Raw genomic sequence first — 23,397 nt, 5'->3', positions numbered from 1 at the left:
GTCGCACGGGTCGCGCTCAGCGCTCGGGTGGCAGGTGCTCGACGCCGCCGCTGCCCGGCACCAGCGTGCGGGTCACCGTCCGGCGGTAGGCGTCGCGCGCCACGTCTCCGGACAGCTTCACGGCACCCCAGTCGACGTCGGGCCGGCCGACGAGCCGGCTGGGAATCTCGTGCAGGGTGCCGAAGACCGTCAGGGCGGCGAAGACCCCGCCGATGTCGCGGCGCCGGTCCTCGGTCAGGAACGGCCGCGGCGACTCGATCACGGCCAGGGGCGTGGTGGCCACGCCGGCCCGCACCGTCGCGACGTCGTGGACGCAGGGAAACAGGAACGCCATGGGCCAGCTGATCAGCACGGGCCCCTTGTCGGCCAGGAACTCGGTGAGCCCGATCGACGACCTCAGCCGGGGGCCGGTGAAGGCCAGCCAGCCGAGCGCGTCGGTCCGGCCGTCGACCGCGCGCAGGCGCACCCGGTCCGCACCGGCCGGGATGACGGTGGCGTCGACGCCGAGGGACCGCCACAGGGGGTGCGCCGGATCCTCGTCGGAGGCGGGCCGGTCGACGGGCGTGCGGTCACCGAGCGGGGTGACGCCGCCACCGTCGGCCCGGCCGAAGTCGAAGGCGAGGTGGTTGCCGCCGTCGGTGCGACCCGCGACCGACACGGTGACTCCGCCGTTGGCGGGCTGCGGGGGGAGGACGAACCAGGGGCTCGTCATGCTGCCGGTGGCCTGGACGTCGGGAGCGCGGCTGCCCCAGAGGAACGTCGACGCGCCGGTGCCCGGTGGGTCCGGTGGCGGGGCGTCGGCCGGGTAGCCGCTCTGCCGGTCGAAACCGGCCAGCTGCTCGCCGGCCTCACTGGAGAGGCCCAGTCTCGGCCCGTCGGGCAGCACCTCGACGTCGTCGGCCAGGCCGCACACCCGGGTGCCCGCGACGCGGTTCAGGTTGACCGCAGCCAGTGAACCCTCGGGCCGTCGCAGCGGAGCGGCGACGAAGGAGGCCAGCAGCAGGGCGAGCACCACGCCGACGGCGGTCAGCGTCGTGACCGCGGGGCTGGCCGCCGGGGCCCGCGCGAGGCGGTGGCGGTAGAGCAGTGCCGAGACCACGACGACCGCGGCGAGCCACGGCCACGGCTGGTTCAACGAAAGACCCAGCGGCCGTGGTGGTTCCGACGGCCACGGCACGTCGTAGACCACGGGCAACCACCACGCGTTGGGCCCGTCGAGCGCCACCGCGGCGGCGCCGATCAGCAGCGCGGTACCGACGACGCCGACGACGGTCGGATATCGGTCGGGCGTGCGGGCGCGGCGCGTCACCAGCACCACCCCCACCGTCAGCAGCGCCGCGATCGGCCCCGCCGCCGCCCCGAGGTGATAGGACCACTTCGACGGCGACACCGCGAACAGCAGCAGCGCGACCACGGTCACCGCGGCCATCCGCAGCGCCGCGCGACCGACCACGTCACGGTGCGCCCGTGGCAGCGCCGACAGCCCGACGACGGGAATCATGGCTGCCGCCAACATGATTGGCATCCGCTTGGCGGCGCTGCCCTGCTGGTCGGACCCCAGGAGGTAGCGGTACCGGTCGGGTTCGTCCCACCACGGCAGCGCCGGGCCGAAGAAGGTGTGCCAGTCGCTCGCGATCAGCAGGGCGTCCCACGTCTGGTCGGCGAACACGACGGTGAGACCAACGGCAGCAACGCAACTCAGTGCCGCCACGTGGGCGGCCACCTGCCACCGCGTGGGCGAGGCGGCCCGCAGTGCCGCCAGCATCCGCGGCGCGAACACCACGACGGGCGCCAGCACCAGGAGCCCGTTGGGGCTGATGGGCACGGTCAGGCCGACGGTCAGCGCCAGCAGGGCCAGCTCGCGCAGGCCGCGCGCCCGCATCGCCAGCGCCAGCGACACCACCACCGCGAACGCGACGTAGGACTCTGGCCGCGTGCCCAGGTTGAACGGCAGCCAGGCGGCGAGCAGGCACACCGCGGCGACCACTCGCACCCGTCCCGTCGCCGCGCGGACCGGCAGCGCGGCGCCCAGCACGCCGCGACTGAACACCAGCCAGGTGGCCACGGCCAGCAGCGTGCTGGGAAGCCGCAACCACAGGGGTGCGATGCTGACCGCGGTCCACGGGGCGAGGAGTTCCTGGCTGAACGCGAACGGCACCTCGGCGGCGTTCCACCAGCGGTAGTAGTTCCCGGGGTTCCCGGTCGCGGCGACGTTGCGCGCGATCGTCGCCGCCCATCCGTCGTCGACGGCGAGCGGTCCGATCACCGCCCACGTGGCCAGCGTGGCGACGACGCCGACGTCGACCCACCACGACCGGCGCCACCGCACGCGCCGGAGACCGGGGCGCGACGGCCGGACGAGCAGCGCCAGCACGCCGGCCGCAGCCCCGAGCTGAACGCCGATCAGGCCGTACTTCAGCGCACCCGGCGAGGTGCCGAACGGGTCGGCGACCTCGACCGTCACGGTCAGCCCGGCCGCGTCGGCCGGGTCGAGATCGGTGTGGAAGCCGAACACCTGCGGAACCGGCTGGCCGGGGAGATCCGTGCGCCGGCCGTCCGGCGCGTCGACGCCGACCCCGTCGCGTCCCGCGGTCACCACCACGCGACAGTCCGCCGCGGTCGTCGGGCCCAGGTCGACCGTGACGCCGCCCACCCGGGCGGCGCCGCCCGTGACCACCAGCCCGCCCGGCTCGGGTCCGGTTGCCAGCGCCACGGTGGCCGGTCCCGCCGTGGCCGCGGCTCGCAACGCCGAACAGGGCACGGTGGCCGTCATCGCGTTGGGCCGGTACGGCGTCACGACCGCCGAGCTCGAGGCGACCGGTTGCCCAGGAACGGGCCAGGTGACGGTGGAGGTGTCGAGCCACACCGGCGCGAACGGCAACGCCACCGCGGCCAGCACGCCCAGCAGGCCGAGCAGCAGCGTCGGCCACGTGCGCGTGCTCCGGAAGTCAGCCGTGCTGGACGTAGTCAGTGCATGCCTTGCCGGATCGGTGGGTGAGTGCCAACGACGAGATTGTCACCAGACGCCGCGATGGCGCGAGCCCGCCGCCCGGTCGTCACAGCACCGTCATGATGCGCCCGACGAAGCTTCGTCGGGCGCATGGCCGACAATGGGCTCATGCTCGCAGTGATCGGTGGCAGTGGCTTCTACTCGTTCTTCGGCTCGGATGCCCGCAGTATCAGCGTCGACACCCCGTACGGGCCGCCGAGCGGCGCCATCACCGTCGGGACGGTGGGGAACCACGAGGTCGCGTTCTTGCCCCGTCACGGCGCCAACCACGAGTTCTCCCCGCACACCGTGCCGTACCGCGCGAACATGTGGGCGTTGCGCGCACTTGGCGTGCGGCGCATCTTCGCCCCGTGCGCGGTGGGCAGCCTGACCACGGACCTCGGCCCGGGGTCGATGGTGGTGCCCGATCAGCTGGTGGACCGCACCAGTGCCCGCGCCGACACCTACTTCGACACCGGCGGCATCCACGTCGGGTTCGCCGATCCCTACTGCCCGACGCTGCGGGCCAACGCCGCGGAACTGCCCGGGGTGGTCGACGGCGGCACGATGGTGGTGATTCAGGGTCCGCGCTTCTCGACGCGCGCCGAGAGTCGCTGGTTCGCATCGCAGGGCTTCACGCTGGTCAACATGACCGGCTACCCGGAGGCGGTGCTCGCCCGGGAGTTGGAGATGTGTTACGCGGCAATCGCCTTGGTGACCGACCTGGACGCGGGCATCGAGTCCGGTGCGGGCGTGACGGCCGTCGACGTGTTCGCCGAGTTCGAGAAGAACCTGGTGCCGTTCAAGAAGCTGGTGCACGAGGCCATCGAAAGCGTGGCCCAGGACCGCACCTGTACGCAGTGCCGTCCGCACGAGGGCGTCACCCTCCCGTTCGAGTTGCCGTGAGGGTCCTCGTCACCGGTGCCGCCGGGTTCATCGGTTCTCAGGTGTGCGCCGCGCTGAGGGCCGATGGCCACGAGGTCGTGGCGGTCGACGCGATGCTGTCCGCCGCGCACGGGGACGCGACCACGCCGCCCGAGGGCGTGCTGGAGGTCGACGTCCGCGACGCGTCGGGTATCGCCTCGCTGTTGCCGGGGGTCGACGTGGTGTGCCACCAGGCGGCCGTGGTGGGTGCGGGCGTCGATGCGTCCGATGCGCCGAACTATGGCAGCCACAACGACTATGGGACGACGGTCCTGCTGGCGGAGATGTTCGCCGCGGGCTGCCGGCGGCTGGTGCTGGCGTCGTCGATGGTGGTCTACGGCCAGGGCGGGTACGACTGTCCGGTGCACGGTCGGGTCGACCCGCTGCCCCGGGTGGCGGCGGACCTGGACTCCGGCGTCTTCGAGCACCGCTGCCCGATCGGCGGGGAGGAACTGCGCTGGCGACTGGTGGGCGAGGACGCACCACTGCGGCCGCGCAGCCTGTACGCGGCAAGCAAGACCGCCCAGGAGCACTACGCCCTGGCCTGGGCGGAGGCGACGGGCGGCTCCGTCGTCGCCCTGCGCTACCACAACGTCTACGGTCCGATGATGCCGCGCGACACCCCGTATTCGGGCGTGGCGGCGATCTTCCGGTCGGCCATCGAACGCGGCGAGCCGCCACGGGTTTTCGAGGACGGCGGCCAGATGCGAGACTTCGTCCACGTGACCGACGTCGCGGCGGTCAACGCCGCCGCGGTGCAGGCGGACACCGAGGGATTTGCGGCGTTCAACGTGTGCTCGGGCCGGCCAATCTCCATCATGGACGTCGCGACCAGGATCTGCGACGCCCGCGGCGGGCAGCCGCCGGTGGTCACCGGTCAGTACCGCAGCGGCGACGTCCGGCACATCGTGGCCGACCCCGCCGCGGCGGCCGACGTGCTCGGATTCCGTGCGGCGGTCGACCCGGCCGACGGCCTTCGGGAGTTCGCGTTCGAGCCGCTGCGGGGCTGATCGTTGGAAATTGACACGCGTCAAGTAATACTGGTCCGGTGAAGACCTCGATTTGCGACCAGTACGGCATCGACTTCCCGCTGTTCGCCTTCAGCCATTGCCGCGACGTCGTCGCCGCGGTCACCAACGCCGGCGGCCTCGGCGTGCTCGGCGGCACCGCGTTCACCCCGGAGGCGCTGGAGCGGGAACTCACCTGGATCGACGAACAGGTCCGCGGCAAACCGTACGGCGTGGACATCATCGTGCCCGCCAAGTTCGAGGGCAAGGGCGAGAAGCTCGACGCGGGCGCGCTCGTCGACCGCATTCCGGCCGAGTATCGAGAGTTCGTCACCGAACTGCTTGCCTCCCATGACATTCCCGACGATCACAAGCGCCGCGTCGGCGGCAGCAGCCTGTCCGGCGACACCGGCGAGGCGTTGCTCGAAGTGGCGTTGCGGCACCCAATCAAGTTGATGGCCAACGCGTTGGGCGTGCCACCGCCCTACATGATCGAGGCGGGTCGGTCCTCCGGGGTGCCGGTGGCGGCACTGGTGGGCGCCCGCGAGCACGCCCTCAAGCAGGTGGCCGCCGGGGTCGACCTGATCATCGCCCAGGGCACCGAAGCCGGCGGGCACTGCGGTGAGGTGTCGACGCTGGTGCTGGTGCCCGAGGTGCTCGACGCCCTCGCCGAGGTCGGCAGCGACATCCCGGTGCTCGCGGCCGGCGGCATAGTCACCGGACGCCAGATGGCGGCGTGCGTGGCGATGGGCGCCGCGGGGGCCTGGACCGGGTCGGTGTGGTTGACCACCGAGGAGGCCGAGACCGCACCGCACACTCGCGACAAGATGCTGGCCGCGACCTCACGTGACACCATCCGGTCGGCGGGCCGCACGGGTAAGCCGTCACGGCAACTGGTTTCGGAGTGGACCAACGCGTGGGCGCCGAATCCCGGTGGCCGGAAACCGTTGCCGTTGCCCCTGCAGTCGATGCTGGTCGAACCGACCCTGCGGCGCATCGACAAGCTGGCCGCCAGCGGTCATCCCGGCGCGCAGGAATTGGCAACCTACTTCGTGGGCCAGGGCGTGGGGTTGATGAACAAGGTGAAGCCCGCGCGCACCGTGGTGCTGGAATTCATCGAGGACTATCTCGTTGCCGCCCAACGGTTGAGCGACTCCGTCCCCGACTGAGGGGAAGGGGGTTACTCGCCGGCCAGCGGAAGCCGCACCTCGAAGCGCGCGCCGTTCTCCAGGTTGTAGGCCGACACGGTGCCGTGGTGGGCGTGTACCAAGCCGGCGGCAATCGCCAGCCCCAGCCCGGATCCGCTTGGCAGGGAGGCGTCTTCGCGTGGCACCCGGCCGTTCGACCCGCGGTAGGCGACGTCGAAGACACGCGCGAGGTCGGCTTCGTTGATGCCGACCCCGGTGTCGTCGACCCTGGCCCAGGCGCCCTCGCCGTCGGATCCGATGGCGAGTTCGACGCTGCCGCCCTCGGGGGTGTGGGCGATGGCGTTGGCGACGAGGTTGGACAGCACCCGCACCAGTGCACGGTCGCTTCCGATCACCCCGACGGGGGTGGTGGGTACCGAGGCGCGCAACGCGACACCGGCACGCTCGGCGGCGATGCGGTGCGCGGAGACCACGTCGTCGACGACCTCGTCGAGTGAGACCTTGTCGTAGGCGGGTTGCACGGCACCGGCGTTGATCTTCGACATCTCGAACAGGTCGTCCACCATCTCGGAGAGTCGAATGGTCTCGTGTTCGATGTGCTTGGCGTGCACCCGGATTTCGTCGTCCTCGACCACGCCGTCGGCGATGGCCTCCGCGACCGCACGGATCCCGGCCAGCGGCGTGCGCAGGTCGTGGCTGACGAACGCGACGAGTTGGCGGCGCGACTGCTCGGCGGTCTCGTCGGCCTCGCGGATCTGCTGTTCCCACACGGTGCGTCTGGCCTGGAACCGGGCCAGCATGATGGCGGCGGGGATCGTCACCACCGACACGATGACCAGCACGACCGCGATTCCCTCGTACCGCGGTGACAGCATGAAGCCGCTGGCTCCGAAGACACCGGTGAAGGTGGCCACGGTGGGAATCAGCACCAGCACGACCATGCTCAAGGTGAGGGACCACGACCGCGCCAACCGAATCAGTATCGCGCCCGCGACCACCACCGGCACCGAGCATGCGAGCGAGAAGCCGACGATCTCCCAGAGGTCAGTCGACGGCATACCGCTCCTCACTCCACATGTAACCGCGACCCCACACCGTCTGCACGCGATGCTCGTTGCCCAGCTTCGAGCGCAGCCGCTTGACGTGCACGGTGACGGTGGAGAGGTCGCCAAAGTCCCACTGCCACACCAGCTTCAACAGCTCTTCTCGCGTGAAGACGGTACCGGTGTGGGTGAGGAAGAACAGCAGGAGGTCGAATTCGCGGTTGGTGAGACTGACCGGCTGGCCCTTGACGGTCACCGACCGGGCGGCGGCTGAGACCGTCATGTCGCCGACGGTGATGACGACGGGTTGCGTGCCGGGCGCGGCCGGCGCCCGACGGAGTACCGACCGCACCCGCAGCGCCAACTCGCGGGGGCTGAACGGCTTGACGAGGTAGTCGTCGGCGCCCGCCTCGAGCCCGGCGATGCGGTCGTCCTCCTCGCCGAGAGCGGTCAGCAATATCACCGGCACCGCGTAGCCGCCGCGTTCGCGAAGGACCCGGCACAGGGCCAGGCCGTCCGGTCCGGGCATCATCACGTCCAGGACGGCAACGTCGATCTGCTCTGATCCCAGCATGCGCAGGGCTTGATTTCCGTCGCGAGCGACCAGGACGTCCAACCCGTCACGCTCGAGGTATCGGCGTACGACGTCGCGGACGACGTTGTCGTCGTCGGCGATCAGTACTCGGGTCACAACGTTTCAGAGTAGTCCGGCAAACGCCGTACCTGGGCCGACGTCACGGATTCGTTAGCGTTGGGCGCGGCGCCTCGCAGCAAGGGTGGTTAACCTGACGCCGTGGATTCTTCTCGGGTGACGGTGGTGATGCCCTGTCTCAACGAGGCGGAATCGCTTCCGGGCGTGCTTGCGCTGATTCCCGACGGGTACCGAGCGCTGGTCGTCGACAACAACAGCACCGACGGCACCGCCGAGGTGGCCCGACGCTGCGGAGCCACCGTGGTCGCGGAGTCGGCGCCCGGTTACGGTGCGGCCGTGCACGCCGGCATCGTCGCGGCGTCGACGCCGATCGTCGCGGTGATCGACGGCGACGGGTCGCTGGATCCACGGGAATTGCCCACGCTCGTCGAGGACCTCGACCGCGGTGCCGACATGGCCGTCGGCCGGCGCCGTCCGCTGCCGGGGGTGGGGTGGCCGTGGCACGCCCGCCTTGGCACGCAGGTGGTGTGCTGGCGGCTGCGTCGTAGACACGGCATCGCGGTGCACGACATTGCGCCGATGCGGGTGGCGCGCCGCGACGCCGTCGTCGGGCTGGGTGTAGAAGATCGCAGATCAGGGTATCCGCTGGAATTGTTGGTCCGGGCAGCAGCCGCGGGCTGGGTGGTCGCCGAGAGGGACGTCGCCTATGGTTCGCGCACCGGGGGGAAGTCAAAGGTCAGTGGTTCGGTGCGCGGCAGTTTCTTTGCGATAGTTGACTTTTGGCGGGTGATTTCGTGAGACCGGACGTGTCCGTGGCAGTGCTGGTGGTCGCCAAGGCGCCCGTTCCCGGTTTGGCGAAGACCCGCCTGGCGGCCACGCTGGGAGATGCGGCGGCCGCCGACATCGCGGCCGCCGCGCTGTTGGACACCCTGGACAGCGTCGCCAACGCACCCGTCGCGGCACGCATCGTGGCGATGACCGGCGATCTGGCCGCGGCGAGTCGTAGCGACGAGATCCGTTCTCGTCTGGCCGATTTCACGGTTGTCGAGCAGCGTGGCGACGACTTCGCCGACCGCCTCGCCAACGCACACGCCGACGCGTCCGTCGCCGCCGGTGGGCTGCCCGTCCTGCAGATCGGCATGGACACGCCACAGGTGAGCGCCGAGCTGCTGGACGAGTGCGGCACCGCGCTGCTGTCAGCCGACGCGGTGCTCGGCATGGCCCGCGACGGCGGGTGGTGGGTGCTCGGCATCACCGATCCGCGAAGCGCGGAGTGCCTGCGAGCGGTGCCGATGTCGACGTCGGAGACCGGCGCCGTAACGCTTGCCGCCCTTCGTGACACCGGGCTGACCGTGGGATTGGTTTCCGAGTTGGCAGACGTCGACACCGTCGACGACGTCGAAGCAGTTCGCCGGGCATGCCCGCCGGACAGTCGATTCAGTCGGGTGACCCTGGCTGTGGAGGTGGGACGTGCTGGGTAACTTGTATGACGAGGCGTTGACGGGCGAGCGATGTTGGATTCGCCATGACGACGGCAGCATTCAGGGACTTCCCGTGCACAGCTGGCTGCCCGGGGGCAAGCGCCTCGACAAGGCCTTCGATGCGGCGGTGCTCGACATGTGCGACGGGCCGACGATCGACTTGGGCTGCGGGCCGGGACGATTCGTCGCCCACCTGACCAAGCTCGGCATCCCGGCGCTGGGTGTGGACCAGTCGCAGACCGCCGTCGAGATGGCGCGCCGCAGCGGTGCGCCGGCCTTGCGGCGCGACGTCTTCGACCGGCTGCCCGGCATGGGCCGGTGGGGGACGGTGCTCCTGGCCGACGGCAACGTGGGCCTCGGTGGCGATCCGACGCGGGTCCTGCGTCGGGCCGGCGAGCTGATGCGCACCGGGGGACGTTGCGTCGCCGAATTCGACCCGAACATCAGCGGTGTGCACTCCCGCTGGGTGCGGCTCGAGTCGGCCACCACCGTCGGGCCGTGGTTCCCCTGGGCCTCGGTCGGCGTCGACTGCGCCAAGCGGCTGGCCGAGGAGGTCGGGCTTGCGGTCAAGGAAGTCCTGCCGATCGGTCAACGGGTGTTGGCCAGCCTCGCCGCCGCCTAGATCTCGCTACCAGTTGGTCAGGATGACGTGGTTGAGCACCAGGGCGCCAATCACGTTGACCCCCAACCACCACCGCTGTGAGCGCGCCGGCAGCAGTGCCCCGGCGGCGGTCAGCCATACGGTGTATGGCAACCAGATCCGCTCGACCTCGGCCTTGCTGAGCATGCTCAGATCCGCGCAGACGATGGCCAGCAGGGCGGCGAGCACCAGTAGGTTCAGCCCCGTCCGCTTCTTGATCAGCTGAAGGTCGAACGCCCGCGACACGCCCGCCACGGTGCCGAGACCGACGGCGCACACCACCGACGCGAAGTTGGCCCACGCCCAATACTGGAACGGCCGATTCATCGCGATGCCCTGCCAATAGCGTTGCTGCACCAGGACGTAACCGTCGAACCACCAGAAACCGGCCAGCGCGAACACCGCCATGACGGCCAGCGCGGCCACCACGGCGGGGACGAGGGCACGAAGGGCGGAGCGGACGTCCTTGGCAGTGACCAGCACGGCCACCGCGGGCAGAGCGATCAGGCCGAGCCCGTAGTTGAGGAAGATGCCCCAGCCCAGAAGCAGACCGGCCCCCGCCCCGGCCAGGAGCGACAGGCGCGTCGTGCCGCGGACCGCGAGGGCCAGCAGTGCCAGGCCCCACGCGGCCACCCCCGCGAAGTACCCGTCGGCAGACACCGCGATCCAGATCGCCGTCGGCGCCACGGCGACGAACGGCGCCGCGCGGCGAGCGAGTTCGTCGCCGGACAGGGCCCGCACGGTCACCAGGATCGCCGCGGACGCACTCGAGCCGACCAGGAGACACAGCAGGCCGGCCCACGCGCCACCGCTCAGCCCGATGCGGTCCAACCACACGAACGTCAGCAGCGCACCGGGCGGGTGCCCGGAGACGTGGGTGATCCACGAATCGGGTTGAAAGTCGAGGATTCTCGACGAGAACGACCGCAGCGCATACGGGATGTCGGTGATCGACGGCACCTGACGCAGGTACTCGTTGGTGGTTTCCAGCCGGCGGGCGAAACCGCGCGCCCAGCCGTCGACCATCGCCAGCGAGAACGCCCACGCGCACGCCGTTGCCCACGTCACCCACGGCACCGCCCGCCACGGCAGACGCCGGGCCACTGTCGGTCCCCACAGCGCGGTGGCGAATCCGATGGCGATCGCCGGGACCGTGCCCCACCCCACGTGGGCGTTCCACCACCCGAATATCGGCGCGGTCTGGGCGAACATCTCGATCTGGCGGGGTGTGCTGTTGATCATTGGCGTGACGATCCCCAGATTCAGATGGGGGACCGTGAACGCCGCGGCGACCAACACGAGGGCCAGGACGGCGGCAACGATCTCGCGGCGAGCTGACTTCACGCCTACCCACCCTAGGCGTGGCCCCTGTCGGGTCGCCGTGACGTCTCTCTGACGGCAGCTGATCGGGGTGATCGGCGTGAGGCCCCGTCGCCGGTAGGCCTCCGCGCAACCGGCGTTCGACGCCCTCGGGGCTCTCGCCGAACGGGTCGAAGCGCGACGTCACGTGCCTCGGTCGTAACCGTATGTGGTGTAATCCTTTTCGTGGTCGACGGTGCGGGCGAGGTGGGCGCCGTCCGGCCCTCGACGTTTGGGACGTCGGGTTGCACCCCCGTCGGCACCGGCACCGCGTCACACGAGGCGTCTTGGCAGGCGTCGACGGTGGGTACCTAGTGCCCATGCGGCTCGCGACGTTCAACATCCTGCACGGCAGAACGGTGGGTGACGGCGTCGTCGACGTGCGCAGGCTGCAGGAATGTGTGCGCGCGATCAACCCCGACGTACTGGCGTTGCAGGAAGTCGACGTCGACCAGCCGCGCTCCAACCTGGTCGATCTGACCGCCGCGGCAGCCGAGGCCATGGGGGCGGTGACCCACCGCTTCGTCGCGGCCATCGCGGGCACGCCCGGCGCGACCTGGAGCGCCGCCACCGGCGACGAGCAACCGGGTGCGGCCGCGTACGGAATTTCGCTGCTCTCGCGCTACCCGGCCACGTCGTGGCAGGTGGTGCGGATGCCCAGAATTCCGGTCAAGGTGCCGGTGTACGTGCGCGGACTCAATCGCATGATCATCGTCGACGAGGAACCGCGGGCCGCGGTGATCGGCTGCTTCGAGACTCCGCTCGGCCCGCTCACCGTCGCCAACACCCATCTGTCCTTCGTCCCGGGCTGGAACCGGCGTCAACTGCGACGCATCGTGCGCGATCTGCGCGGCCTGCCGGGACCCCACGTGCTCGCCGGTGATCTGAACCTGGGGGCCGGCGCGGTGCGGCGGTGCTCGGGCATGCGAGCCCTCGCCGCGGCGCCGACCTTCCCCCAGGACGCTCCGAGTCGACAGCTCGACCACCTGCTGACCGACGATCGCGGTTTGGTCGCGACGGGTGCGCTGGCACCCGAGATGCCCATCTCCGACCACCGGCCACTGATCGTCGACGTCGAACGACGTTGACGACCGCGGCGGTGTTTGGATTCGTCTGCCAGGGGTACGACGCAGACAGCACGTCGTCGGCGTGCGACGTCCTTCAGGAGCCCCGGTGCGTACGGACTTTCGCCAGCAGCTCGAGTCGCTGCAAGACGACCTGGGCGCGATGTGCGCCTTGGCGGGCGACGCCGTCGGCAACGCCACCCGTGGCCTGCTCGACGTCGACGAGGACGCGGCCCGCGAGGTGGCCCGCGACATCGGTCGGCTCCGATTCCTGCACAGCACGGTGGAGAAGCGCACCCTGGCCATCTTGGCCAAGCAGGCGCCGGTCGCCGGGGACCTTCGCAGGGTCGTGACCGCCATTCACGTAGCGGCCGACGCCGATCGGATGGGCGGTCTCGCCTCTCACGTCGCCAAGGTCGGTCTGCGCCGCCACCCGCGCTCGGCGGTTCCGCACGAGTTGCACGGCCGCTTCATCGAAATGGGCTCGACGGCAGTGGGTCTCGCGGAGTGCTGTCGTGACATCCTGACCACCGGCGACTGTGCGCAGGCGGCCCGGGTGCGATCCGACGATCGCGTCATGGAGACGATGCACCGGGAGCTGTTCGGTCAGGTGATGAGTCCGGGGTGGGAGCACGGTGCCGTGGTGGCCTCCGACGTGGTGCTGCTCGGGCGCTTCTACGGTCGGTTCGCCGACCACGCCGACGAGATCGCCCGACGGATGGTGTTCCAGACCAGCGGCGAGGCGCTCGCCCGCGAGCAGGCCATCTGACGTCGAGCGCCTGCCGGTGCGGTCGGCACGACCGCTAGCCGTGGCGTCGTCATGCGGAGTAACCTGCTGACCACGCCGGTTGAGAACCTAGCTCGGCACACCCAGCCCTGGAGGTTGGCGATGTCGCCCTTGCGCCGCGAAGAGGTGCACAGCCACGATCCGGATGAGATCACGTCCCATCTCAACCGCGCCTACTGCGCAGACCTGACCCTGCGGCCGCTGACATATCGCGCCGAAGCGCGATTCGGGCTCGATCACTGCCGCATTGGGCATTCGTCGTTTGCGTTGGAGCGGATCCGACAGAGTGGCGACGTGGAGGTGCGAGCCGACGACCCGGCCGGTTGTCTCGTCGTCCTGTGGGCACTCGACGGGGTGGCGGAGAGTCACGTACGCGACCAAAGTAGCCGTGCCGCAACGGGTCAGCCGATCATCGGCTCGACCGCCGCGGCGCCCGTCCGGGTGAGGGTCAGCGAGGCCACCCTCGACACCGTGGTTCTCGATCGGTCGCTGCTCGCCAAGGCGGCTGCCGACTTGGGGCCCGACATCCGCCCGGCCGAGGTGGACTTCGTCGGGGTGGAACCCATCAGCGCGGACGCGGGCCGGGCGTTGAGCGTGGCGCGACGCTACGTGCAGGAGTCGGTGTTCGCCGAGGACGCCTTCGCCACACCGCTGGTGCTGGCGGGCGCCGGTCGGCTGCTGGCGGCGACCGTCCTCTCGGCGTTTCCCAATACCGCGGGCCGCCTGGTCGACTCGGGGGAGCGGCACGTCGAGGCTGGTGCGCATCCGGCGCTGCTGCAACGTGCGATGACCTACCTCGAGGAGCATGCCGCCGAGGACGTCGGCATCGGAGACGTCGCGAGCGCCGTCTACGTGACTCCGCGAGCGCTGCAATACATGTTCAGGCGCCACCTCGACAGCACGCCGATGGCCTTTCTCCGACGCGTCCGCCTCGACCACGTCCACCATGACTTGATGGCGGGCGACCAGAGCACCACCACGGTGACCGCCGCCGCCGCGCGCTGGGGTTTCGCCCACACCGGGCGCTTTGCGGTGCTCTACCGCGAAACGTTTGGGCAAAGCCCGCACGTGACGCTGCGGTCCTGATTGCGTCCCTAGTCCTCGGGTCGCGCCGTCACCACCGGCGCCGGCCGGCCCTCCGCGATCAGCCGTTCACCGAGGTCATAGTCGTCGTCGGCGTTGCAGGTCAGCACCCCCACGGTCTTTCCGCCGGCTTCGTACCAGACGGTGAAGCCGTCGTCGTGGTCCACGACCCGGCTGGCGTCGAAACCGTCGCCCCAGGCGTGGTACTTGACCGCCGTATCACCGATCGTCGACCAGAATCCGGGCACGGCGTGCCAGGTGGCGGTGACCCCCGCGGCTTGGGCGCCGGCGACGTCGCCGTGGTCGACGGCGTCCTGCCAATGCTCGACCGCGACGTGGCGACCCGCGGCGGTGTTGAAGGCGAACGCCACGTCGCCTGCGGCGTAGACGTCGGGTGCCGAGGTCCGCATGTCGGCACCGACGACGATGCGCGAGTCCTTCGTGTTCAGTCCGGCGGCGGACGCCAACTCGCCGTGCGGCGTGACACCGGTGGCGGCGAGTACCAGGTCGCAGTCGACGGTCACCCCGTCGTCGAGCTGCACGCCCGACTCGTCGACGGACGTCACCGACGTTCCCGCCACGTACCGGACGCCCGTCGCGGTCACCAGGTCCAGCAGACGTCGGCCCGCCTCCGCGCCCAGACGCGTCTCCTGCGGCACCCGCTCGGGGGCGACCAGCGTGACCGTGACGCCACGCATGGCCAGCGACGCCGCGGCCTCGCAGCCGATGAAACCGGCGCCCACGACGACGGCCGACCTCGCGTCGGCGGCGGCGTCGCGCAGCCGGCGGGCGTCGGCCAGCGCACGCAACGACAGTGCGCGTTCGCCGCCGGGCACCGGAAGCGGCGACGGCCCGGCGCCACAGGCAAGGACCAACGCGCCGTAGGGGATTCGCTCACCGTCGACGGTGACGGTGCGGGCCTCGACGTCGACCTCGGTGACGGGGTGGCCGTGGCGGAGGTCGACGTCGCGCTCGACGAACCACTCCGGCGGATGAAGCGCGACGTCGTCGGTGTCACCGCGCAGGAAGTCCTTGCTCAACGGTGGTCGCTCATACGGCAGGTCGGGGTCGGCACCGAGCACCAGGACCGGTCCCTCGCCACCGTTGCGGCGATACGACTCGGCGGCGCTGATGCCCGCTGGACCACTTCCGACGACGACCAATCCCGCTGTGCTCACCTCGACCACCTACCCGATTCCCGGTGCCGCACACTCACCGCATCCGCCGCTGCGGCCTGCGCCCCACCGGTTGCCGCGGCTCAGGAAGCGACGGGGTGAGGTCGTGCAACCGAACGGTGGTCGGCTCCTCGGAACTCAGGTCGAGGTCGGCCCCGGCGTGGCGAATGGTCAGACGGGCGTCGTCCCGACCGTCGCAGGGGGCCAGGTGGTAGACCACGTCGCCGTGGTTGGCGTCGACGGTGATCCGCAGGCCGTGCCAGCGAATGCGGAAGCGTAGCCGGGTGATCTGCTCGGGCAGGTGCGGGTCGAGTTCCAGCACGCCGCCGTCGTCGCGCAGCCCGCCGAAACCGGCGACGAGCGCCGTCCACGCGCCGGCGAGCGACGCCATGTGCAGGCCGTCGCTGGTGTTGTCGTGCAGGTTGCGCAGGTCGATCAACGCCGCTTCGTACGCGTAGTCGTGGGCCAGTTCCAGATGTCCCACCTCGGCGCACAGCACGGCCTGGGTGGACGCCGACAGCGACGAGTCGCGCACCATCCGCGGCTCGTAGTAGTCGACGTTGCGGGCCTTCTGCTCGCGGGTGAACGCGTGGCTCTGCCAGTGCATGACCAGCACCAGGTCGGCCTGCTTGATCACCTGCGCGGGATAGAGGCGCACGTAGGATTCGTGCAGCAGAAGCGGATACGACGTGTTGTCGTCGAAGTCCCACTCGCGCAACGTGGTGAACCCCTCGCACTGCTGATGTACGCCCAGGCCTTCGTCGATCGGCACGTGCACGGCGTCGGCCGCATCCCGCCAGGCGGCGGCCTCCTCGGTGGTGACGCCCAGTTCGCGGGCGCGTTCGGAATGCCGACTGCACGCCGCCGCGGCGATGCGCAGGTTGTCGGCGGCCATCAGGTTGGTGAAGACGTTGTCGCGCACCACCGCCGTGTACTCGTCGGGCCCCGTCACGCCGTCGAGGTGCCACCGGCCGTGACGGTCGTGGTGTCCGAGGGACACCCACAGCCGGGCGGTCTCGATGAGGACCTCGAGACCGCAGTCGGCCTCCAGGGACTGGTCCCCGGTGACGACGCGGTAGCGCTCGAACGCGACGGCGATGTCGGCGTTGACGTGCCAGGCCGCGGTCCCGGCAGGCCAGTACGCCGAGCACTCCTGCCCCCGGATGGTGCGCCAGGGGAAGCTGGCGCCGGCCAGGTCCAGTTCGGCGGCCCGCGCCCGCGCCAGGTCGAGGGTGGTCGCCCGCCAGCGCAGGGCGTCGGCGGCGGCGTGCGGATGGGTGTAGGTCAGCACGGGCAGCACGAACCCCTCGGTGTCCCAGAAGGCGTGTCCGTCGTAACCCGTGCCGGTGAGGCCCTTGCCCGCGATGGCCCGCCGCTCGGCCCTGGCACTGGCCTGCAGCACGTGGAACAGCCCGAAGCGCACCGCCTGCTGGATCTCCGGATCGCCCTCCACCTCGACGTCGGCGTTGTCCCAGAAGTCGTCGAGGTACGCGCGTTGGGCGTCGAGCAGGCCCTGCCACCCGGTGTACCGCGCGCCGGTGAGCGCCCCGGCGACCTGGTCGTGCAGCGCCGGCCGCGAGCGCAGGCTGGACCAGCCGTAGGCCAGGTACTTGACGACGCGCAGTTTCTGACCGGGCCGCAGGCCGCAGATCACCGTCGTGCGGGCCACGTCCTCCCAGCACTCGGTGTTCACCTCGACGCGGCCGGGAACCTCGACGTCGTGGTCCATGGCGGCGGCCATGGTCAGTTCGCTCAGCCGGGTGCGGTGGAGCAGCACGGCACGCTCCCCGTCGCAGTCGTGTGACACGGCCTGCAGAGGCCTCTCCAGCAGGGCCGCCGCCCGCGGGTCCTCCGACGTCTCGGGCTGATCCTCGTTGGCCACCAGCTCCGATTGCAGTGTCACCCTGGTGAATTCGTCGACCGCCTCGACGACGTACTCGATGGCGGCGACCCCGCGCTGAGCCAGGGACACCAGCCGGGTGGCGGTCACGTCCACCAGGCGACCCGCCGGCGAGCGCCACCGGACGGTGCGGGTCAGCGTGCCAGCGCGGAAGTCGAGAGTTCGTTCGTGGTGCTGGAGTTCGCCATACCGGACGTCGAACGGCTCGTCGTCGACCATCAGGCGCAGGATCTTGCCGTTGGTGACGTCGACGAGGGTTTGGCCCTCCTCGGGGTAGCCGAAGCCCGCCTCGGCATAGGGCAGAGGCCGAATCTCGAAGAACGAGTTGAGGTAGGTCCCCGGCGTGCCGTGCGGTTCGCCCTCGTCCAGGTTGCCACGCATCCCGACGTGGCCGTTGGACAGTGCGAACAGCGACTCGGACTGCGCGAGGGCGTCCAGGTCCAGCGAGGTCTCCCGCAGGCGCCACGGCTCCACCGGGTAGGTGGGATCGGGCGTCATCGCGCCGACAGCAGGTCGGCGAGGTCGGTGACGACGACGTCGGCACCGTGGTCGCGCAGAGCGTCGGCCTGCCCGACGCGGTCGACGCCGACGACGAGGCCGAAGTGACCCGCGCGGCCGGCCTCGACCCCCGAGATCGCGTCCTCGAACACCGCCGCCGCCGAGGGCTCCACCCCCAGTCGACGCGCGCCCTCCAGGTAGGAGTCCGGTGCGGGCTTGCCGGCGATGTGCTGCTCGCGGATGGTGACGCCGTCGACGCGCTGGTCGACGAACTTCGCCAGCCCGGTCAGCTCGAGCACCTCGCGGGTGTTGGCGGACGACGAGACCACCGCCACCGAAAATCCTTGTTCGACAACGGCTTCCAGATACCTGCGCGAACCCTCGAACACCTTGACGCCGTCGGTGTGCATCGTCTCTTGGAATGCCGCGTTCTTGCGGTTGCCAAGGCCGTTGACGGTTTCGGCGTCGTCGGCGTCGTCGGGCGAGCCCTCCGGCAGCGTGACGTCCCGGCTCTGCAGGAACGACCGCACACCGTCGGCCCGGGTCTTCCCGTCGACGTAGCGCAGGTAGTCGGCGTCGGCGTCGAACGGCACGAACTCCGACCCCGAGCGCTCCGACCACGACCGCAGGAAGTCGTCGAACATCGCCTTCCACGCCTTGCGGTGCACGCTCGCGGTGTCGGTCAGCACCCCGTCGAGGTCGAAGAGGCAGGCGTGGACACCGTCGGGCAGGCCTAACACATGGCACCTTCTTCGCTCGAGGACTGGGTCTGGGGGCGCGGCTAGGTGCCACTGCGGGGAGGGGTACCCAATTTGGCGGATTGCTTTCGACTTGGTGACACGGCACCCTCGGCAGGGCGTTGCCAGTTACCGCCGGGGCGGGGAGGAATAACCTCTCGGGAGTACGTCGCAGAGATGGTCGGGCCGTGCCCGCAGAATCGGAGGTTCGACAGTGAAGTTGGCACTCAGTGACGACGAGGCCGCGTTCCGCGACGAGTTGCGGGAGTTCTTCACCACGAAGATTCCGGCGGACATTCGCGCCCGGGTTCGCGACGGGGAGCTCAAGCTGCCCGACGACGTGGTGACCACGCAGCGGATCATGAACGAGCACGGCCTGGCGGTGCCCAACTGGCCCGTCGAATGGGGCGGCAAGGACTGGACACCCCTGCAGCGCCAGATCTGGTCCGACGAGATGCGGTTGGCGTGCGTACCGGAGCCGCTGGCGTTCAACGCCAGCATGGTCGGCCCGGTGATCGCCCGGTTCGGGTCGCAGGAGCTCAAGGAGCGCTTCCTCCCGCCGACCGCCAACGTGGACATCTGGTGGTGCCAGGGTTTCTCCGAACCCGAGGCCGGTTCGGATCTGGCGTCGGTGCGCACCACCGCCGTCCGTGACGGCGACTCGTACGTGATCAACGGTCAGAAGACGTGGACCACGCTCGGGCAGCACGCGGATTGGATCTTCGTCCTCGCCCGCACCGACCCGAACGCGCCGAAGCGGCAGGCGGGCATTTCGTTCCTGCTGGCCGAGATGTCCACGCCGGGCATCACGCTGCGCCCGATCAAGCTGATCGACGGTGGCTACGAGGTCAACGAGGTCTTCTTCGAAGACGTCCGCGTGCCCGCCGACCAGCTGGTCGGCGAAGAGAACAGTGGCTGGACCTACGCCAAGTTCCTCCTGAGCAACGAACGCACCGGCATCGCCCGGATCGGGACGACGAAGGTGTGGCTGGCGCAGGTGAAGGAGCACGCGGCGCAGACGGTGACCGACGACGGGACGCTGCTGCAGGACCCGCTGTTCGCCGCCCGCGTGGCCGAGATCGAGAACGAGCTGCTGGCGCTGGAACTGACGCAGTTGCGGGTCAGCGGGTCCGAGGCGGACGGCAAGCCCAACCCGGCGTCGTCGATCCTGAAGCTCAAGGGCAGCCAACTCCAGCAGGCGGTGACCGAGCTGCTCGTCGACGTCGCCGGACCCGATGCGCTGCCGTTCGACGCCGGCGACGGCATCGGCTCGCCGCCGTGGGCGCAGCACGCCGCCCCGAAGTACTTGAACTACCGCAAGGTGTCGATCTACGGCGGCACCAACGAGGTGCAACGCACGATCGTCGCGTCGACGATTCTGGGACTGTGAGGACGCCATGGACTTCGATCTGACCGACGAGCAGGACCTGCTGCGCAACATCACCAGCGAGGTGCTCGTGCGCAACTACGACGTCGAGAAGCGGCTGAAGGTCACCGAGACCGACCTCGGCTGGAGCCGGGAAGTGTGGGGGCAACTGGCCGAGATGGGCATCCTCGGACTCGGCTTCGACCCGGACGAGGCGGGTCAGATCGAGCTGACGGTCGTGCTCACCGAGATCGGCCGGCGCCTCGCGCCGGAGCCGGTCGCCGCGGCCGCGCTGATCCCCGGCGGCGTGATCGCCGAACTGGGCGACGACGGGCAGCGCAAGATGCTCGACGACGTGGCCGAGGGCCAGACGCTGTTGGCGTTGGCCCACCACGAGCCGGGCATGCGCGGTGTGACGATGCGCGTGGCGACCCGAGCTGAGCGGCACGGCGATTCGTGGACGCTGACCGGCCGGAAGAACCCCGTGCTCGCCGGTGACAGCGCCGACGTGTTCGTCGTGAGTGCCACCCTGCCCAACGACGGCGGCGTCGGTCTGTTCGTCGTGGGGGCCGACGCGGTGAGCCGCACCGCGTTCCGCACGTTCGACGGACAGCGGGCGGCCCAGCTCGTGTTGGACGCGGCGCCCGCCGAACCGCTCGGGACCGGCGGCGACGCCACCCAGGGTCTGCAGAAGGCGCTCATCCGGCACCAGTCGGCGCTGTGCGCCGAAGCCGTCGGCGCGATGGCCGAAGCCCTGCGCCTCACCACCGACTACCTGACCACCCGCAAGCAGTTCGGGGTGCCGCTGAAGACCTTCCAGACGCTGACTCAGCGGGCGGCCGACATGTACGTCTCGCTCGAATTGGCCCGCAGCATGAGCCTCTACGCCGCGATGTCGATCGCCGACGGCAACTTCGACCCCGTCATCGCTGCCCGCGCCAAACTGCAGATCAGCCGGTCGGGCCGGCACATCGCGCAGGAGGCGATCCAGCTGCACGGCGGAATCGGCGTTACCTCCGAATATCCGGTGGGGCACTACGCCGCCCGGCTCACCGCGATCAACCAGACGCTGGGCTCGGCCGACGACCAGCTGCGGGTGTTGACCAGGGGGCTGGCGGATTACGGGACCGTGTCGCTGTAGCGCCGACTCGGGCGTTGGCCGGCGCGCAGGCGAATACCCGCTGCGCGATCGGGTATTCGTCTTCGACGATCGGTGCCACCAGAACGGAGTGCGAGATGGCGAAGACGTCCAAGTCGGGTCAGGCCAAGGCCAGCGAACTGCCCAGCACCTTGAAGAAGTCCGACGCCAAGGCTCAGCGCACGTTCGCGAAGGCTCACGATTCCGCGGCACCTCGCCGAGGTGGCCCGTCGGCTGGACATCTCGGGCCGCTCGACGATGACGAAGGACGAGCTCGTCGAGGCGATCGAGAAGGCGAACCGGCGGGCGACTCGGCGCAACCGCTGAGACCCGGAAGCGGGCCGCCGGTCAGGCCGGGGCGGGGTGGGGTTCGTCGTCGGCCCGGGCGTCGACCAACGGCCCGTCCTGTTCGTCGAGAGCCTCGGTGCGAGCACCGGGGTCCCTGGCCGCCAACACACGCACGAAGCTGTTGAAGAACGCAATGGCCGGCACGGCGAGCAGGGCCCCGACGATGCCCGCGAGGACGCCGCCGGCGGTCAGTCCGAGGACGACCGCGAGCGGGTGGATGGAGACCGCGCGGCCCATCACCAACGGCTGCAGGACGTGCGCCTCCAGCTGCATGACGGCGACGATGAGACCAAAGGTGATGAGCGCGTAGATGAATCCCTTGGCCAGCAGCGCGACGATGACGGCGAGGAATCCGGTGGCCAAGGCGCCGACCACGGGGATGAAGGCACCGAGGAAGATCAGCGAGGCCAGCGGCAGCGCGAGCGGAATACCCATGATGGCCAGGCCGCTGCCGATGGCCACCGCGTCGACGAAGGCGACCAGCGAGGTGGCTCGGGCGTACCCGGCGAGCGAGTGAAAACCCGCTGCGCCCGCCTCGTGCACCCGGGCGCGGTGCTCCTCGGGTACGACGCGCGTGACGAAGTGCCAGATGTTGCGCCCGCCGAGCAGGAAGAAGATGAGGGTGAACAGCAGGAGGAAGGCACCGGCGAGGATCTCCACGATGGTGCCCGCGGTGGACAGTGCCCCGGTGGTCAGTTGGGCCTGATGGGTGCGCAACGCCTCGGTGAAGGTGTCGACCGCGCGGTTGAGTTGGTCACGGCTGACGGCGGCGGGCCCGTTGATCAACCAGTCCCGGGTGCCCTCGATGCTGCGGGTGACCTGCTCGACGAGTTGAGGTGCGCCCTCGATGAATTGGTTGACGACGAAGGCGAGGATTCCCCCGAAGACAGCCAGGCCGAGCACCAGGACGAAGGCGACTGCGCCCCCACGGGCGGCGCCACGTCGATCGAGGTAGTCGACCGCGGGGAGGAGGAGAGCGGTGAAGATGAGGGCCAGTGCCACGGGCACGACCACGACTCCGAAGAGACGGAGAAGCTCGAGGATTACGTAGGCGGCACCGACGAGGAGAAGGAGGCGCCACGCCCACGCCGCGGACGCACGCACGAGGGGACTGACCCATTTGTCGGCGTGGTCCGCAGCGAGGGGCACGGCGGCGTTACTGCGCTAGAACCAAACTTTTCGGCCACCGACCGGACGGCCGACGGCACCGAGGATGAACAGAATGATGCCGATTACCAGAAGGATCCAGCCGATGGTGACCAGCAGGGGCAGCGGCAGCAAGTAGCCGGCGACGAGAAGGATGATTCCGAGGACGATCATGCTCAGTCCGATCAGTAGAAGCGGGTGAAACTGTCGGAAAGAGGAATTGCCCCAATCGTCAAATCCAAACCCCTTCGCCCTCACGAGTTCTTAATAAAGGACTTTTCGCCTCGTTCGCCGGTCAGTACAGGATCTTTCGCATGTTCTCCTCGGCGTAGTACTCGGTGAGCTCTCGATCGCTCACATCCGGTTTGATGGCCTTCGCGAGTTGGGCCACGCTGGGCACGGCGCTGGGGTCCCACGTCTCGGGCTTCCAGGCGTCGGACCGCAGGAATGCCTTTGGGCAGTGGAAGAACACCTCGTCGACGTCGATCTCCAGCGCCAGGACTGGTCGCTTGCCGTCGACCGCCATCGCGTCGAAGTAGCCGGCGTCGGCCATGATCCGCGCGGTGCCGTTGATTCTGAGCGTGTCCCCTCGACCGGGGATCAGGAACACCGTGCCGACGCGCGGGCGCTGCAGCACGTTGACGAGGCCGTCGACGCGCCTGTTGCCGGGTCGCTCGGGAATCGCGATGGTGGTGTCGTCGACGACGTGGACGAAGCCCGGCGGGTCCCCCTTGGGCGAGACGTCCAGGCGGCCGTCGGCGTCGGTGGTCGCGACGAAGCCGAGCGGCGAATGGGCGAGCCAGTCCCGCTGGGCCTCGGACAACCGGTCCTTCACCTTGTTGGCGGCTGGCGGTGCGGGATGTCCGACTACGGCTCGCAAATCCTCGACGGTGGTGACTTCACGGCGCATGT

General features: G+C 69.9%; 21 protein-coding genes and 1 pseudogene. 12 read left to right on the top strand and 10 right to left on the bottom strand.

From position 1 onward, the window contains the following. Window positions 1–16: 16 nt before the first annotated feature. Window positions 17–2,899 (bottom strand): arabinosyltransferase domain-containing protein, encoded by a 2,883-nt coding sequence (locus tag H7J06_RS04320; protein WP_264037327.1) that lies wholly within the window; start codon window positions 2,897–2,899, stop codon window positions 17–19. Window positions 2,900–3,118: 219 nt separating this feature from the next. Between H7J06_RS04320 and H7J06_RS04315 the strand changes: the two genes are divergently transcribed. From H7J06_RS04315 to H7J06_RS04305, 3 genes are read left to right on the top strand one after another with little or no spacing between them, the layout of a single operon-like run. After that, window positions 3,119–3,895 (top strand): S-methyl-5'-thioadenosine phosphorylase, encoded by a 777-nt coding sequence (locus H7J06_RS04315; RefSeq protein ID WP_264037325.1) that lies wholly within the window; start codon window positions 3,119–3,121, stop codon window positions 3,893–3,895. After that, window positions 3,892–4,923 carry an NAD-dependent epimerase/dehydratase family protein gene (locus H7J06_RS04310; RefSeq protein ID WP_264037323.1) on the top strand — a complete coding sequence of 344 codons (1,032 nt, stop codon included), beginning with the start codon at window positions 3,892–3,894 and terminating at the stop codon, window positions 4,921–4,923. The genes H7J06_RS04315 and H7J06_RS04310 overlap by 4 nt, the downstream gene beginning before the upstream one ends. 38 nt (window positions 4,924–4,961) lie before the next feature. Beyond that, entirely contained in the window at window positions 4,962–6,089 is a 1,128-nt protein-coding gene (locus tag H7J06_RS04305; protein ID WP_264037321.1) for a nitronate monooxygenase, read from the top strand. A gap of 11 nt (window positions 6,090–6,100) precedes the next feature. Here H7J06_RS04305 and H7J06_RS04300 read toward each other — a convergent pair whose 3' ends face one another. After that, a complete protein-coding gene (locus H7J06_RS04300; RefSeq protein ID WP_264037320.1) occupies window positions 6,101–7,126 on the bottom strand; it encodes a sensor histidine kinase in 1,026 nt (341 codons plus the stop codon). Then, window positions 7,113–7,802, bottom strand: coding sequence for a response regulator transcription factor (locus tag H7J06_RS04295; RefSeq protein ID WP_264037318.1), 690 nt, complete (start codon window positions 7,800–7,802; stop codon window positions 7,113–7,115). The genes H7J06_RS04300 and H7J06_RS04295 overlap by 14 nt, the downstream gene beginning before the upstream one ends. 129 nt (window positions 7,803–7,931) lie before the next feature. Between H7J06_RS04295 and H7J06_RS04290 the strand changes: the two genes are divergently transcribed. The 3 genes from H7J06_RS04290 to H7J06_RS04280 are packed head-to-tail and all read left to right on the top strand — an operon-like array spanning window position 7,932 to window position 9,866. After that, window positions 7,932–8,561, top strand: coding sequence for a glycosyltransferase family 2 protein (locus tag H7J06_RS04290; RefSeq protein WP_372515235.1), 630 nt, complete (start codon window positions 7,932–7,934; stop codon window positions 8,559–8,561). Next, window positions 8,558–9,244 carry a TIGR04282 family arsenosugar biosynthesis glycosyltransferase gene (locus H7J06_RS04285; RefSeq protein ID WP_264037315.1) on the top strand — a complete coding sequence of 229 codons (687 nt, stop codon included), beginning with the start codon at window positions 8,558–8,560 and terminating at the stop codon, window positions 9,242–9,244. Before H7J06_RS04290 ends, H7J06_RS04285 begins: the two co-directional genes overlap by 4 nt. Further along, on the top strand, window positions 9,234–9,866 hold the full coding sequence (locus tag H7J06_RS04280; protein WP_264037313.1) for a methyltransferase domain-containing protein: 633 nt from the start codon (window positions 9,234–9,236) through the stop codon (window positions 9,864–9,866). The genes H7J06_RS04285 and H7J06_RS04280 overlap by 11 nt, the downstream gene beginning before the upstream one ends. Window positions 9,867–9,872: 6 nt before the next feature. On the opposite strand, the gene H7J06_RS04275 is transcribed toward H7J06_RS04280, so the two are convergent. Beyond that, window positions 9,873–11,228, bottom strand: coding sequence for a hypothetical protein (locus H7J06_RS04275; RefSeq protein ID WP_264037311.1), 1,356 nt, complete (start codon window positions 11,226–11,228; stop codon window positions 9,873–9,875). Window positions 11,229–11,563: 335 nt separating this feature from the next. On the opposite strand from H7J06_RS04275, the gene H7J06_RS04270 reads away from it, so the two are divergent. The 3 genes from H7J06_RS04270 (at window position 11,564) to H7J06_RS04260 (ending at window position 14,180) form a co-directional block, all read left to right on the top strand. Further along, the gene (locus tag H7J06_RS04270; RefSeq protein WP_264037309.1) at window positions 11,564–12,331 is read left to right on the top strand and encodes an endonuclease/exonuclease/phosphatase family protein; all 768 of its coding nucleotides are present in this window, start codon (window positions 11,564–11,566) and stop codon (window positions 12,329–12,331) included. A gap of 85 nt (window positions 12,332–12,416) precedes the next feature. Continuing rightward, window positions 12,417–13,076 (top strand): phosphate signaling complex protein PhoU, encoded by a 660-nt coding sequence (gene phoU / locus H7J06_RS04265; protein WP_264037307.1) that lies wholly within the window; start codon window positions 12,417–12,419, stop codon window positions 13,074–13,076. A gap of 120 nt (window positions 13,077–13,196) precedes the next feature. After that, entirely contained in the window at window positions 13,197–14,180 is a 984-nt protein-coding gene (locus tag H7J06_RS04260) for an AraC family transcriptional regulator (RefSeq protein ID WP_264037305.1), read from the top strand. 8 nt (window positions 14,181–14,188) lie between these two features. On the opposite strand, the gene H7J06_RS04255 is transcribed toward H7J06_RS04260, so the two are convergent. From H7J06_RS04255 to H7J06_RS04245, 3 genes are read right to left on the bottom strand one after another with little or no spacing between them, the layout of a single operon-like run. Continuing rightward, window positions 14,189–15,355, bottom strand: coding sequence for an NAD(P)/FAD-dependent oxidoreductase (locus H7J06_RS04255; RefSeq protein ID WP_264037303.1), 1,167 nt, complete (start codon window positions 15,353–15,355; stop codon window positions 14,189–14,191). A 34-nt stretch (window positions 15,356–15,389) separates the two neighbouring features. After that, entirely contained in the window at window positions 15,390–17,750 is a 2,361-nt protein-coding gene (locus H7J06_RS04250; RefSeq protein WP_264037301.1) for a glycoside hydrolase family 65 protein, read from the bottom strand. Then, on the bottom strand, window positions 17,747–18,490 hold the full coding sequence (locus H7J06_RS04245) for a beta-phosphoglucomutase family hydrolase (RefSeq protein WP_264037300.1): 744 nt from the start codon (window positions 18,488–18,490) through the stop codon (window positions 17,747–17,749). Before H7J06_RS04245 ends, H7J06_RS04250 begins: the two co-directional genes overlap by 4 nt. A gap of 211 nt (window positions 18,491–18,701) precedes the next feature. On the opposite strand from H7J06_RS04245, the gene H7J06_RS04240 reads away from it, so the two are divergent. The 3 genes and pseudogenes from H7J06_RS04240 to H7J06_RS04230 all read left to right on the top strand — a co-directional run bounded on the left by H7J06_RS04240 (window position 18,702) and on the right by H7J06_RS04230 (window position 21,318). Then, window positions 18,702–19,877 carry an acyl-CoA dehydrogenase family protein gene (locus H7J06_RS04240; protein ID WP_264037299.1) on the top strand — a complete coding sequence of 392 codons (1,176 nt, stop codon included), beginning with the start codon at window positions 18,702–18,704 and terminating at the stop codon, window positions 19,875–19,877. Between the two features lie 7 nt (window positions 19,878–19,884). Further along, complete coding sequence (locus tag H7J06_RS04235; protein ID WP_264037297.1) at window positions 19,885–20,994, top strand: acyl-CoA dehydrogenase family protein; 1,110 nt, start codon at window positions 19,885–19,887, stop codon at window positions 20,992–20,994. A 95-nt stretch (window positions 20,995–21,089) separates the two neighbouring features. Beyond that, window positions 21,090–21,318: pseudogene (locus H7J06_RS04230) on the top strand (Rho termination factor N-terminal domain-containing protein). A gap of 21 nt (window positions 21,319–21,339) precedes the next feature. Here the strand turns inward: H7J06_RS04230 and H7J06_RS04225 are convergent. The 3 genes from H7J06_RS04225 to H7J06_RS04215 form a co-directional block, all read right to left on the bottom strand. After that, entirely contained in the window at window positions 21,340–22,443 is a 1,104-nt protein-coding gene (locus tag H7J06_RS04225) for an AI-2E family transporter (RefSeq protein ID WP_264037295.1), read from the bottom strand. Window positions 22,444–22,503: 60 nt separating this feature from the next. Next, on the bottom strand, window positions 22,504–22,659 hold the full coding sequence (locus tag H7J06_RS04220) for a DUF6131 family protein (RefSeq protein WP_263996066.1): 156 nt from the start codon (window positions 22,657–22,659) through the stop codon (window positions 22,504–22,506). 121 nt (window positions 22,660–22,780) lie between these two features. Continuing rightward, the gene (locus tag H7J06_RS04215) at window positions 22,781–23,395 is read right to left on the bottom strand and encodes a pyridoxamine 5'-phosphate oxidase family protein (protein ID WP_264037293.1); all 615 of its coding nucleotides are present in this window, start codon (window positions 23,393–23,395) and stop codon (window positions 22,781–22,783) included. Between the last annotated feature and the right edge of the window lie 2 nt (window positions 23,396–23,397).

The organism is Mycolicibacterium hodleri (assembly GCF_025822245.1).
Lineage (GTDB): Bacteria > Actinomycetota > Actinomycetes > Mycobacteriales > Mycobacteriaceae > Mycobacterium > Mycobacterium hodleri.
Note: the sequence above shows the minus strand (reverse complement) of the source record. Positions and strands in the feature narration are given on the sequence as shown.

Excerpts from the sequence above, each read along its gene's own strand:
- H7J06_RS04315 (WP_264037325.1), top strand. The coding sequence starts at position 3,119 with ATGCTCGCAGTGATCGGTGGCAGTGGCTTCTACTCGTTCTTCGGCTCG.
- H7J06_RS04300 (WP_264037320.1), bottom strand. The coding sequence starts at position 7,126 with ATGCCGTCGACTGACCTCTGGGAGATCGTCGGCTTCTCGCTCGCATGC.
- H7J06_RS04290 (WP_372515235.1), top strand. The coding sequence starts at position 7,932 with ATGCCCTGTCTCAACGAGGCGGAATCGCTTCCGGGCGTGCTTGCGCTG.
- H7J06_RS04270 (WP_264037309.1), top strand. The coding sequence starts at position 11,564 with ATGCGGCTCGCGACGTTCAACATCCTGCACGGCAGAACGGTGGGTGAC.
- H7J06_RS04260 (WP_264037305.1), top strand. The coding sequence starts at position 13,197 with ATGTCGCCCTTGCGCCGCGAAGAGGTGCACAGCCACGATCCGGATGAG.
- H7J06_RS04250 (WP_264037301.1), bottom strand. The coding sequence starts at position 17,750 with ATGACGCCCGATCCCACCTACCCGGTGGAGCCGTGGCGCCTGCGGGAG.
- H7J06_RS04235 (WP_264037297.1), top strand. The coding sequence starts at position 19,885 with ATGGACTTCGATCTGACCGACGAGCAGGACCTGCTGCGCAACATCACC.
- H7J06_RS04220 (WP_263996066.1), bottom strand. The coding sequence starts at position 22,659 with ATGATCGTCCTCGGAATCATCCTTCTCGTCGCCGGCTACTTGCTGCCG.
- H7J06_RS04215 (WP_264037293.1), bottom strand. The coding sequence starts at position 23,395 with ATGCGCCGTGAAGTCACCACCGTCGAGGATTTGCGAGCCGTAGTCGGA.